Annotated in this window: 8 protein-coding genes; 1 reads left to right on the forward strand and 7 read right to left on the reverse strand. The window is 56.9% G+C overall.

Annotated elements, in window-relative coordinates; genetic code table 11:
• Window positions 1-24: 24 nt before the first annotated feature.
• Window positions 25-465, forward strand: coding sequence for an excinuclease (locus AACY26_RS17760; RefSeq protein ID WP_339515942.1), 441 nt, complete (start codon window positions 25-27; stop codon window positions 463-465).
• Between the two features lie 43 nt (window positions 466-508).
• Here the strand turns inward: AACY26_RS17760 and hemE are convergent, their stop codons facing one another.
• From hemE to pilQ, 7 genes are all read right to left on the reverse strand, one after another.
• Entirely contained in the window at window positions 509-1,576 is a 1,068-nt protein-coding gene (gene hemE / locus AACY26_RS17765) for a uroporphyrinogen decarboxylase (protein WP_339515943.1), read from the reverse strand.
• Window positions 1,577-1,774: 198 nt separating this feature from the next.
• Entirely contained in the window at window positions 1,775-3,193 is a 1,419-nt protein-coding gene (locus AACY26_RS17770) for an FAD-dependent oxidoreductase (protein WP_339515944.1), read from the reverse strand.
• Between the two features lie 102 nt (window positions 3,194-3,295).
• Window positions 3,296-7,744, reverse strand: a complete 4,449-nt coding sequence (gene gltB / locus AACY26_RS17775; RefSeq protein ID WP_339516110.1) for a glutamate synthase large subunit — start codon at window positions 7,742-7,744, stop codon at window positions 3,296-3,298.
• A gap of 243 nt (window positions 7,745-7,987) precedes the next feature.
• Window positions 7,988-9,532: an AAA family ATPase gene (locus tag AACY26_RS17780; RefSeq protein WP_339515945.1), complete on the reverse strand. Its 1,545-nt coding sequence runs from the start codon at window positions 9,530-9,532 to the stop codon at window positions 7,988-7,990.
• Window positions 9,533-9,542: 10 nt separating this feature from the next.
• Window positions 9,543-10,646: a 3-dehydroquinate synthase gene (gene aroB / locus AACY26_RS17785; RefSeq protein WP_339515946.1), complete on the reverse strand. Its 1,104-nt coding sequence runs from the start codon at window positions 10,644-10,646 to the stop codon at window positions 9,543-9,545.
• 51 nt (window positions 10,647-10,697) lie between these two features.
• Complete coding sequence (gene aroK, locus AACY26_RS17790; protein ID WP_339515947.1) at window positions 10,698-11,216, reverse strand: shikimate kinase AroK; 519 nt, start codon at window positions 11,214-11,216, stop codon at window positions 10,698-10,700.
• 4 nt (window positions 11,217-11,220) lie between these two features.
• Window positions 11,221-13,296, reverse strand: coding sequence for a type IV pilus secretin PilQ (pilQ, locus tag AACY26_RS17795; protein WP_339515948.1), 2,076 nt, complete (start codon window positions 13,294-13,296; stop codon window positions 11,221-11,223).
• Window positions 13,297-13,348: the final 52 nt, after the last annotated feature.

Below are 13,348 nucleotides of genomic sequence, written 5' to 3' on the forward strand. Positions count from 1 at the left end.
AACACAACCAACAAGGAAATAACAATGCAGCTTAAACACTGGAGTTTTGCCCTGGCGGTACTGGCCGCTATTCCCAGCCTGAGCCAGGCACGCGACACCACCTTGTTCCGCGACTTCCACACCATTGTGGTCGATGCAACTGAAGAAGGTCGCCTTGATGGCAGCGTCAAGTTCTACCTGGCCGGTGAGAAAGTGCCAGGCAAAGCCAGCACGTTGCACGAGGTCGTTACCAATAAAAAAACCAACGCCTTTAACAAATCAGACGATGAGGCGTGCTCCTGGGTTCTGAAGTCTGCGTTGATCGCCTTACAAGATGAGGCCAAGAAAGCCGGGGCCAATGCTGTCGTGGATATCAGCAGTTACTACAAGCGCAAGGAGATGCGTGACAGCAAGAACTACGAATGCCATGCTGGCGCATTCGTGGCGGGCGTTGCGCTCAAGGGCAAGCTCGCCAAGCTCAAGTAAGCGGGTCAAGATGCTGCGCGGCCCGGCCGCGCAGCAACACAGGTTATTGGTGATACCGCGCCGACAACTCGTGCACCGCTTCCAGGAAGGCGCCTGCATGGGTTGGGTCAACTTCCGGGGTGATGCCATGGCCGAGGTTGAAAACATGGCCCGTACCGTTGCCGTAGCTGGCGAGAATACGTGCAACCTCTTTACGGATCGCGTCTGGCTTGGCGTACAGCACGGTTGGGTCCATGTTGCCCTGTAGCGCAACCTGACGGCCCACGCGCTTGCGCGCCTCGCCAATATCGCAGCTCCAGTCCAGGCCCAGCGCATCAGCACCAGTTGCAGCCATCGACTCCAGCCACAGGCCGCCGTTCTTGGTGAACAAGATGACCGGGATCTTGCGCCCCTCATGCTCCCGAATCAGACCGCTGACGATCTTCTGCATATAGGCCAGCGAAAATTCCTGATAGGCCGCAGACGACAGGTTGCCGCCCCAGGTATCAAAGATCTGCACCGCCTGGGCACCCGCCAGGATCTGCCCGTTGAGGTAAGCCGTGACTGACTGCGCCAGCTTATCCAGCAAGTTGTGCATGGCCTGCGGGTTGTCATACAGCATGGCTTTGGACTTGCGGAAATCCTTCGAGGAGCCGCCTTCAACCATATAGGTGGCCAAGGTCCAGGGGCTGCCCGAGAAGCCAATCAGCGGCACGCGACCATTAAGCTCGCGGCGGATGGTACGCACGGCATCCATCACATAACCCAGGTCTTTCTCCGGATCAGTCACCTGCAAGGCATCGACATCAGCGGCGCAGCTGATGACTTTCTTGAAGCGCGGGCCTTCGCCGGTTTCAAAGTAAAGTCCCTGGCCCATCGCGTGCGGGATGGTCAGGATGTCAGAGAACAGGATGGCGGCGTCCAGCTGTGGATAACGATCCAGCGGCTGCAAGGTGACTTCGCAGGCGAACTCGGGGTTCATCATCAAGCTCATGAAATCACCGGCCTTGGCCCGGCTTGCCCGGTATTCGGGCAAGTAGCGGCCAGCCTGGCGCATCATCCACACGGGGGTGACATCCACAGGCTGCTTGAGCAGGGCGCGCAGGAAACGGTCGTTTTTCAAGGCAGTCATGTTCAGAGTTCTCTGTAATTCATCAAATTCATTAGCTTTCACAGCCTGCGCGGGGACATTCACAACAGTCCGCAATCGCCAGCAAGAGAAAAAAGTACGGGTATTTTCGCAGACCACAATGCAAAAGGCACGGCGAGTGCCGTGCCTTTTGTCAATCGTGACGATTTGCCGCGTCTGGTAAGGCCTGCAATGACCTGATTAGACGCCCAGATAGTCGAGAATGCCTTCGGCGGCGTTACGGCCTTCGAAGATCGCCGTCACCACCAGATCGGAACCGCGAACCATATCGCCACCGGCGAAAATCTTCGGGTTGCTGGTCTGGTGCTTGAAGGTGCTCTGCTCCGGTGCAACCACACGGCCCTGGCTGTCGGTTTCGATTTCAAACTGAGCAAACCATGGCGCCGGGCTTGGACGGAAGCCGAACGCGATCAGCACCGACTCAGCCGGGATGATCTCCTCCGAACCCGGAATAGGCTCTGGGCTACGACGGCCACGGGCGTCTGGCTCGCCAAGACGGGTTTCAACCACCTTGACGCCTTCGACCTTGTCTTCACCGACAATGGCGATTGGCTGGCGGTTGAACAGGAACTTAACCCCTTCTTCCTTGGCATTCTTCACTTCTTTGCGCGAGCCCGGCATGTTCTCTTCGTCGCGGCGATAGGCACAGGTCACGGACTTGGCGCCTTGACGGATCGAGGTGCGGTTGCAGTCCATGGCCGTGTCACCACCGCCAAGCACGACAATGCGCTTGCCCTTCATGTCGATAAAGTCTTCAGGCGACTTTTCGAAACCAAGGTTGCGGTTAACGTTGGCAACCAGGAAGTCCAGCGCATCGTGAACGCCAGGCAGGTCTTCGCCCGGGAAGCCACCTTTCATGTAGGTGTAGGTGCCCATGCCCATGAAGACAGCATCGTACTCGGCGAGCAGCTGATCCATGCTGATGTCTTTACCGATTTCGGTATTGAGACGGAACTCGATGCCCATGCCGGTGAAGACTTCACGGCGATGGCTGAGCACAGTCTTTTCCAGCTTGAACTCTGGAATACCAAAGGTCAGCAGGCCGCCGATTTCCGGGTTCTTGTCGAACACCACCGGGGTCACGCCGCTGCGCACCAAAACATCGGCGCAACCCAGGCCAGCGGGGCCGGCGCCAATCACGGCGACGCGCTTGCCAGTCGGTTGAACGCCCGACATATCCGGGCGCCAGCCCATGGCGAAAGCGGTGTCAGTGATGTACTTCTCGACCGAGCCAATGGTCACCGCGCCGAAACCGTCGTTAAGGGTACAAGCCCCTTCACAGAGCCGGTCTTGCGGACATACACGGCCACAAACTTCCGGCAAGGTGTTGGTTTGGTGGGACAGTTCGGCAGCGGCCAGAATGTTGCCTTCGGACACCAGCTTCAACCAGTTGGGGATGAAGTTGTGCACCGGACATTTCCATTCGCAATACGGGTTACCACAGCCCAGGCAACGGTGCGCCTGATCAGCCGCAACAGCCGGCTTGAAGCTGTCGTAGATTTCGACAAACTCTTTTTTACGTTGACGCAACAGCTTCTTTTTTGGGTCTTTACGCCCAACTTCGATGAACTGGAAGTCGTTATTCAGACGTTCAGTCATTTCAAAACCTCTCAACAGCATGCGCTCGGTTTAAAGCGGCGCAGCAAGACAATCACGGTGAGCGCCTGACCTGCATATTCAGGTCAGGCGCTTGAAGCTGTTTTATTGCGGGTTAGCACGCATGCTCGACAGCAAGGACTTGAGGCTCGCGGCCTTCGGCTTGACCAACCAGAACTTACGCAAGTAATCGTCCAGGTTTTCGAGCAGGTTAGCGCCCCACTCGCTGGCCGTTTCAGCCACGTACTCGGCCAACACAGTTTGCAGATGGCTACGATAAGCCTCCATCGCTTCACTGTTGATGCGCTGGATTTCTACCAGCTCATGGTTGACCTTGTCGTAGAAGCTGTTGTCCAGATCAAGTACGTAAGCGAAACCGCCGGTCATGCCCGAACCGAAGTTGTAGCCCGTTTTGCCCAGCACACAGATGAAACCGCCGGTCATGTACTCGCAGCAATGGTCGCCCGTGCCTTCAACAACCGCATGGGCACCCGAGTTACGCACGCCAAAACGCTCGCCCGCAGTACCTGCCGCAAACAGCTTACCGCCGGTTGCGCCGTACAGGCAGGTGTTGCCGATGATGGCGCTTTCCTGAGTTGCAAACGGGCTGCCTTTAGGCGGCGTGATCACCAGCTTACCGGCGGTCATGCCTTTACCGACGTAGTCGTTGGCATCACCCTGCAGGTACATGTTCAAGCCGCCAGCGTTCCACACCCCAAAGCTCTGGCCAGCAGTGCCTTTGAAGCGGAAGGTAATCGGCGCTTTGGCCATGCCCTGATTGCCATGCTTGCGGGCAATCTCACCGGAAACCCGGGCACCAATGGAACGGTCACAGTTGCAGATGTCGAGCTCGAACTCACCGCCACTGGACGACTCGATCGCCGCAGACGCCAGCTCCACCATTTTCTCAGCCAGCAGGCCTTGGTCAAACGGCGGGTTGCGATCCACAGTGCAGAATTGTGGCTTGTCGGCCGGAATCAGGTCACTGCCGAGCAGCGGGCTGATATCCAGGTTGTTCTGCTTAGCCGTTTCGCCCGGCAGGATATCCAGCAAGTCTGTGCGACCGATCAGCTCTTCCAGACTGGCCACGCCAACCAGCGCCAGCCACTCACGGGTTTCTTCGGCCACGAACTTGAAGAAGTTCATCACCATTTCAACCGTACCGATGAAGTGATCCTTGCGCAGCTTGTCGTTCTGGGTTGCTACACCGGTCGCGCAGTTGTTGAGGTGGCAGATACGCAAGTATTTGCAGCCCAACGCAACCATCGGCGCCGTACCGAAACCGAAGCTTTCAGCACCAAGAATCGCAGCCTTGATCACGTCGAGACCGGTTTTCAAGCCGCCGTCAGTCTGCACCCGAACCTTGCCGCGCAGGTCGTTGCCGCGCAGGGTTTGGTGAGTTTCAGCCAGCCCCAATTCCCAAGGTGCGCCCGCGTATTTGATAGAGGTCAGTGGCGATGCACCCGTACCGCCGTCGTAGCCGGAAATGGTGATCAGGTCAGCGTAAGCCTTGGCCACGCCCGCAGCGATGGTGCCGACACCAGCCTCGGCTACCAACTTGACCGAAACCAATGCAGATGGATTGACCTGTTTGAGGTCATAGATCAGCTGCGCCAGGTCTTCAATCGAGTAGATATCGTGGTGCGGAGGTGGCGAAATCAGGGTGACGCCCGGCACTGCGTAACGCAGGCGTGCGATCAAACCATTGACCTTGCCGCCCGGCAGCTGCCCGCCCTCGCCCGGCTTGGCGCCTTGTGCGACCTTGATCTGCAGCACTTCGGCATTGACCAGGTATTCCGGGGTAACCCCGAAACGACCGGTTGCCACCTGCTTGATCTTGGACATGCGGATGGTGCCGTAACGCGCCGGATCTTCACCGCCTTCACCGGAGTTGGAGCGCGCGCCCAGGCGGTTCATTGCCTCAGCGATGGCTTCATGAGCTTCTGGCGACAATGCGCCCAGCGAAATACCCGCCGAGTCAAAGCGCTTGAAAATCGATTCCAGCGGTTCAACCTGGTCGAGACTCAATGGCTTGTCGGCCATTTTCAGCTTGAGCAGGTCACGGATCATCGACACCGGACGCGTATCAACCAGTGCGCTGTATTCCTTGTACTTCTCGTAGTTGCCCTGCTGCACGGCAACCTGGAGGGTATTGACCACATCCGGGTTGTAAGCATGGTATTCGCCGCCGTGGACAAACTTCAGCAAGCCACCTTGCTGAATCGGCTTGCGGTTACTCCAGGCTTCCTGGGCCAACAGCTTCTGTTCGGCTTCAATATCGACGAAGCGCGCGCCCTTGATGCGACTGGCAACGCCGCGGAAGCTGAGGTTGACCACCTCATCGGACAAGCCAACCGCTTCAAACAGCTGTGCACCGCGATAGGAGGCAACGGTTGAGATCCCCATCTTGGAAAGGATCTTCAACAGGCCTTTGGAAATGCCTTTGCGGTAATGCTTGAACACTTCGTAAAGGTCGCCCAGCACTTCGCCGGTGCGGATCAGGTCGCCCAGCACTTCGTAGGCCAAGAACGGATAAACCGCCGAAGCACCGAAGCCGAGCAACACGGCGTAGTGATGCGGGTCACGAGCGGTGGCCGTTTCGACCAGGATGTTGCAGTCGCAACGCAGGCCTTTCTCGGTCAGGCGGTGATGCACTGCGCCAACCACCAAAGAGGCGTGCGCCGGCAGCTTACCCGGCTCGATATTACGGTCGCTGAGCACCAACAGGACTTTGCCACTGCGCACAGCTTCTTCTGCCTGGTCAGCCATATTGCTGACTGCAGCCTGCAAGCCGATGCTTTCGTCATAGTTCATGTCGATGAAGTGACGTTCAAAGCCTGGAGTCTCCAGGTTCATCAACGTCCGCCACTTGGCCGGCGAGATGACTGGCGAGCTGAGGATCACGCGGGTGGCGTGCTCTGGCGATTCTTCAAAGATGTTGCGCTCGGCGCCGAGGCAAATCTCCAACGACATGACAATGGCTTCACGCAGCGGGTCGATCGGCGGGTTGGTCACCTGCGCGAACTGCTGGCGGAAATAGTCATAAGTCGAGCGAACGCGCTGCGACAACACCGCCATTGGCGTGTCGTCACCCATGGAGCCAACGGCTTCCTGGCCTTGTTCGCCAAGTGGACGCAGGACCTGGTCGCGTTCCTCGAAAGTCACCTGATACATCTTCATGTATTGCTTCAGGCGCTCAGGTGAATAGAAGTCCGAACCATGGTCGTGGTCGTCCATGGTCGCCTGAACACGCACGCCGCTCTTACGCAACCATTGCTTGTATGGGTGACGTGACTTCAAGCGATTGTCGATGTCGTCGGCGTTAAGCACCTGGCCGGTTTCAGTGTCGACAGCCAGCACCTGGCCCGGACCGACACGGCCCTTGGCGATTACGTCTTCGGGCTTGTAATCCCACACGCCAATTTCCGACGCGAGGGTGATATAGCCATTGCTGGTGGTAACCCAGCGGGCCGGGCGCAGACCATTACGGTCAAGCAGGCACACAGCGTAGCGGCCATCGGTCAGCACAACGCCGGCCGGGCCATCCCACGGCTCCATGTGCATTGAGTTGTACTCATAGAACGCGCGCAAATCGGCGTCCATGGTTTCAACGTTTTGCCACGCAGGTGGAATGATCATGCGCACGCCGCGGAACAGGTCGATGCCGCCGGTGACCATCAACTCGAGCATGTTGTCCATGCTCGATGAGTCCGAACCCACGCGGTTGACCAACGGGCCCAACTCATCAAGGTCGGGAATCAAGCCATTGGCGAACTTGGTGCGACGCGCCTGCGCCCAGTTACGGTTGCCGGTAATGGTATTGATTTCACCGTTGTGCGCCAGGAAGCGGAACGGCTGCGCCAATGGCCACTTGGGCAAGGTGTTGGTTGAGAAGCGCTGGTGGAAGACACAAATGGCCGTCTGCAAGCGTTCATCACCCAGATCTGGGTAGAACTGCTGCAAGTCAGCCGGCATCATCAGGCCTTTATAGATGATGGTCTTGTGCGAGAAGCTGCAGATGTAGTGCTCGGTGTCTTGCGCATTGGCGACCGAGGAACGACGGCGGGCACAGAACAGCTTGATGGCGAATTGCTGATCGCTAAGACCTTCACCGCCAATGAAAACCTGCTCAATCTGCGGCAAGCGCTCCAGCGCCAGTCGGCCCAGCACACTGGTGTCGACCGGCACTTTACGCCAGCCGATCAGACTCAGGCCAGCGGCCAGAATCTCTTTGTTCATGTTCTCGCGAGCAGCGTCTGCCTTGGCCGGATCCTGGTTTAGAAAAACCATGCCGACGGCGTATTGCTCAGGCAACTCAACCGACAACTGCTCTTGGGCGATAGCCCGCAGGAACGCATCAGGCTTCTGCATCAGCAGACCACAGCCATCGCCAGTCTTACCATCAGCGTTGATCCCACCACGGTGGGTCATGCATGTCAGGGCTTCGATAGCGGTCTGCAGCAGGTGATGGCTAGCCTCGCCCTGCATATGGGCAATCAGGCCGAAGCCGCAGTTATCCTTGAACTCATCAGGACGGTACAAACCTGCTTTCATAGGGACTCTCACCAGGCTGCCTCCTTTTTTAGGGAGGTAATTACTTTCTAATTCAACAACTTACCGCGCACGCAGGGCACTGCCCCAACTTTGCGCAGGCAAAAGGGTGGTCATTGTACATAGCAGATCGGATCGTCACAAATTTTAGTGACGACCTAATGCAATCATATGTCGCGAAAACGATGTTCTAGACCAGACAGTCGTGCTAACGACTGTCTGGTCATGTCAACCCAAGCCGTGCAATTAACGCGCTTGAGCGATTTCCAGCTTGATGCTGGCAAAAGTGCGCGGCCATGGTTTTCCTGCCTGCACCTTGGCCGGCATTTTAGCGATAGCGGCTTTGGCAGCTTCGGCAGTTGCAAAGCTACCATGGGTTACTACGTACAAAGGCTTTCCATTGTACAGTTTCTTGAAGTAGTGATAGTCGCCGCCATTCTCACTGATAAACGCCTTGGCATTGGTTTCTGAGCTGGTGCCCACAACTTGCAAGGTGTAGCGCGACCCTGCCTGATCAGCATACCAACCCGTGATATTTGCTGGCTTGGCAGCGGGCGCGGCGGTTTGCGTTTTTGTCTCAGGTTTTGCCGCTGGCGCAGCGGCTTGCACTGTTTTCACTGGTGTATCGGCAGGCATCTGTTCACGGGTGTCGACGAGCAAACGCGAGTTTGTGTCTGGAGCAGGCTTGGCAACCGGCTCAGCCTCAGGCTCTGAAGCCTCTTGGGCCTGGTTGTTGCTCACTTCAGGATCACGGATAACCGGCTGCGCCTTACCCACGAGCGGCAGCGGCATTGGCTCGCCGGAACCCGCAAACTCGACTGCCGGAGCATCCGGATTGCTGTTTTGGGCAACGCTGTCAGTCGCAGGCTCTGCCGTCGGCTGTTGCTGCGGCTGGGCATTTTCTGTCGGCGCCTGAACCTGCTGCGCAGGCTCTGCCGGCTGTTCGCGCCCCTGCATCATCCAAGCAACCAACACGCCGACTACAACCACGGCCAATGCGAGCATATGCTTGCGCGGGATATTCAAAGAGAATCCCGCGCTTTTGCCCGCAGCGCGTTTTGCTTGCATGGCATCAACCAGAACCTCACGTGCAACCTGATTGATCGCGCCGGGCCAGCCTTCTGACTGCTCATGAATAGTCGTGAGCTGCTCCTCGGTGAAGATATCCAGCCCCTGCGCGGCACCGTCAAGACGCTGTGCAAGGTACTCACGCGTGTCCTCTTCGGTATAAGGCTGCAGCTCAATGATGTGGAACTGTTCTTCGCCGTCAGATACCTGATCAAACAGTGGCAACATTGCAGTGTCGGCAAACAGGAACACATGCGGACGCCCTTCTGGACCGCCAGCAGACAGCGTCACAAGGTTACGCAAGTCGCTGTCGCTAAGCTGCTCGGCATCATCCACCAGGATATAAACTTCCTGACCGGTTATGGCCAACTGCCCGACCTGGGCCAGGATTGACTGCATGTCCGGCTGCGCAACCTGCAGGCCTTGAGCGACTTGGCGCAACACGCCCATGCCCTCGCCGGCATTTTGGGTAACCACCACGCTCAGCACTGCCTGCTTGTTGGTACTGGCAACCAGTGCCTGACGCAACAGCGTCTTGCCGCTGCCTTGCGGGCCGCTTACCACAAGCAGTAACTGGCTGTAGCGTGCCAGGTGATGCAATTGCCCCAGCACCGGCTTACGTTGTGCAGGGAAGAACTTGAAGCCTGGCACCCGCGCGGCAAATGGGTCATGGCTAAATTGGTAATGGTCGAGGAACGCCTCGTCAGCGTGCAAACTAGTCATGGGACACTCTTTAATTTTTTAGCTGTTCAGCCATCGCTGCATAATCGGCGTTTAGCGTGGCACTTAAAATCTCGCGTGGATACTCACTGGTGACCACTGCGTCGCCCATCTGACGAAGCAACACCAACCTTAATTGACCATCGAGCACTTTCTTATCGACAGCCATATGCTCAAGAAAGTGCGCAGGCGTCATAACTTTCGGCGGAACCACAGGCAAGCCAGCGGCCTGAAACAGGCGAATAGCCCGATCACGCTCGGCAGGCTCTATCCAGCCAAGGCGCGTCGACATCTCCAGCGCCATGACCGTACCGGCGGCAACTGCTTCACCATGCAGCCATACGCCATAACCCATATGTGTCTCGATCGCATGACCGAAGGTATGCCCAAGGTTGAGCGTTGCCCGCACTCCGGACTCCCGCTCATCGGCCGCGACTATACGCGCCTTTGCTGCACAAGAACGCTCAATTGCTTGGGTCAAGGCTGCTTGATCAAGCGCACGCAGCGCAGGCATATTCGCTTCCAGCCACTGCAAAAAAGGTTCATCGCAAATCAGGCCGTATTTAATCACCTCGGCCAAGCCCGCGGAAAGCTCTCGCTGCGGCAGCGTCACCAGGCTTTTAGTATCGATCAATACCGCCTGTGGCTGGTAAAACGCCCCAACCATGTTTTTGCCAAGCGGATGATTGATCCCGGTCTTGCCGCCCACCGAGGAGTCTACCTGCGACAGCAGCGTCGTGGGGATTTGCACAAAATTGACCCCGCGCTGGTAACAGGCCGCGGCAAAGCCAGCCATATCACCCACAACACCGCCACCAAGGGCAACGATTGTCGTACGCCGGTCATGTCGCGCAGTCAAAAGCCCATCAAAGATCTGCTGCAGCACTTCCCAGGTCTTGAAGACCTCACCATCGGGCAAAACCACTGAAGTAACACTAAAACCACTCAGCGCAGCTTCCAACGCCTGCAAATACAAAGGGGCAACCGTTTCATTGGTGACAATCGCCACCTGGCGACCGGCAATATGCTGGGCGAGCAGTTGTGGCTGCGCAAGCAGATCGGCACCGATATAAATAGGGTAACTACGCTCACCTAGCTCGACTTGAAGAATTTGCATGCCGCCCCCTGTCAGAAAAGGGCTCTAGGATAGCGCAGTTCTCGCTGCGCTTTAACGGGGAGGAAGCGCTTCTAGTCGCTCAAGTATCTCTTGCACGACCATTCGGGGCGGTCGCTCGTCGGTTTCGATGACGATATCGGCGATTTCGCGGTACAGCGGATCGCGCAGAGCCAGCAAGTCTCGCAGGACTTTACCTGGGTCATGGGCGCGAAGAAGGGGGCGATTACGATCTCGTGCAGTGCGGTTGATCTGCTGTTCTACCGAGGCATGCAAATAAACCACTCTGCCGCCCCGATACAACGCAGCACGGTTCTCCGGGCGCATCACCGCACCACCACCGGTGGCCAGCACGATACCCTGAGACTCGCACAGTTCAACGATTACCGACTGTTCACGCTCACGAAAGCCTTGCTCACCTTCAACATCAAAGATCCAGGGAATATCTGCCCCGGTGCGGTGCTCGATTTCTTTATCGGAATCTTTAAAGGGTAAACGCAGCTCTTTGGCTAACAAACGCCCGATGGTGCTTTTTCCAGCGCCCATCGGGCCAACAAGTATCAGATTTTGCACTTAATCAACGGCTCACCGCGACAGCTTGGGTGTTCATGATGCGCGGGGTGAGAAAGATCAGCAACTCAGATTTTGAATCCTCGACGATATCGCGTCGAAACATGCGGCCAAGGTATGGCAGGTCACCCAAAAACGGCACCTTATCAACCCCTTTGCGCTGCTCGTTGGAGAACACGCCACCGATCACGATAGTCTCGCCATCGTTGACCAACACCTTGGCATTGACCTCATTCTTACGAATGGTTGGCGTGCCGTTGACCTGGTTGGCGAAGTCCGGCTCATCCTTGTTCACTTTGACTTCCATGATGATCCGGTTGTCAGGCGTGATCTGCGGAGTCACTTCGAGCGAGAGCGCGGCCTCAACGAAGGTTGTAGAAGTCGCACCGCTTGACGAGGCTTCCTGATAAGGAATATCCGCACCCTTGAGGATCTTCGCGGTTTCTTTATCCGAGGTCACAACTTTGGGCTGCGATACAACTTCGCCGTTACCGGTTTTTTCCATTGCCGACAGTTCAAGGTCAAGAATGGTGTTGTCGGTTACAAAGCCGATACCCAGCGACGAAGTGGCGTTAGTCACCCCCATGTCGACGAAGTTACCCAATGCAGTTGCCGGGTTGCCACCAGAGCCAACACGGTCACCGCCACTGCCGCCGACAATGAAGTTGCCGTTGCCAACCTGTGCGCCGCGCCAGTTCACACCCAGCGACTTGTCATAATCGACGTTGGCTTCAACAATCCGCGCCTCGATCATGACCTGACGCACAGCAACGTCAAGCTGGGCGACGACACGACGCAACTCATCAAGACGCTCTTGGGTCTGGTAGGCAATGATGCTGTTGGTGCGGTCGTCGACCGTGATCGAACCACGATCATCAGCACTGCCGTTAGCACTGGTCACCGACTGGAACAGCTTGGCCATATCGGAGGCCTTGGCGTAGTTAACCTGGATCAACTCACGACGCAGCGGTGCCAACTCGGCGATTTGTTTTTGCGACTCCAGTTCTTGACGCTCGCGGGCAGCGATTTCATCTGCCGGAGCGACCAGCAAGACGTTGCCGACCTTGCGCTTATCCAGGCCTTTGGTTTTCAGCACCAGATCCAGCGCCTGGTCCCAAGGCACGTTTTGCAAACGCAGGGTAATGTTACCGGCGACGGTGTCACTGGCCACCAGGTTGAGGTCGGTAAAGTCTGCGATCAACTGCAGCACCGAACGCACATCGATGTCCTGAAAGTTCAGCGAGAGCTTTTCACCGCTGTAGGCAAAGCGCTCGGTCTTGCGTTTTTCAGCATCGTCTTTGGTCAGCGGCTTGATGCTCAGCGTCAGCTTGTTGTCGGTCTGAAAGGCCAGGTAATCATAAAAGCCGGTTGGCTCGATAACGATGCTGGCTTTGTCGGCCGAGCCAGTGGCACTAACAAACTGCACTGGCGTTGCGAAATCCTTGACATCCAGACGTACGCGCAGCGCTTCAGGCAACTGGGTCTTGGCAAAGTCCAAACGGATCTTGCCGCCCTGCTCTTGAATATCCGGGCTTACCGAAGGGTCGGACAAGGTGATAACCACGTTGCCCTCACCCTGATCGCCACGCTGGAAATCGATGTTGCTGATTGCCTTTGTCTGAGCGACATAGCTTCTGGTTGGTGGCTTTTTATAGGTCGTAGCGGCTGGCTTAGCTGGAGCTGCAGAAGCGGTTGCTGCACCTACGTTCGCACCGACCAGGACAAACAGATTGTTGCCCTCGACGCGGGTGCTGTAAGGGGCCAGATCGGACAGGTTAATGATCAGGCGCGTTCGATCTTTGGCTTCAACCACTGTCACGCTGCGTGCATTACCCACGCCCAGCTCACGGTTTTTGGTGCCCAGCTTGTTGGCCACGCCAGGCAGGTCGAGAGCGATGCGCGCCGGCTGTTCGATAGTGTAACCACGTGGCGCCGCTACAGGCTCGTCGAACGACATCTTCAACTCAACGCGATCACCTGGCAACGCAGCAACATCAAGCGCCTCTAGATTAGCTGCCAACAGCACAGGCGAAAGCAGAACTCCCAACAAGGAGATACTTAGACGTGTAAGGGAGCTATTCATTCTCAGGTTCCGTTTGGCAGACAGATTATTTTTTTTCATGTTCTCTCCGCTC

It is taken from the genome of Pseudomonas sp. RL_15y_Pfl2_60 (genome assembly GCF_963970595.1).
Lineage (GTDB): Bacteria > Pseudomonadota > Gammaproteobacteria > Pseudomonadales > Pseudomonadaceae > Aquipseudomonas.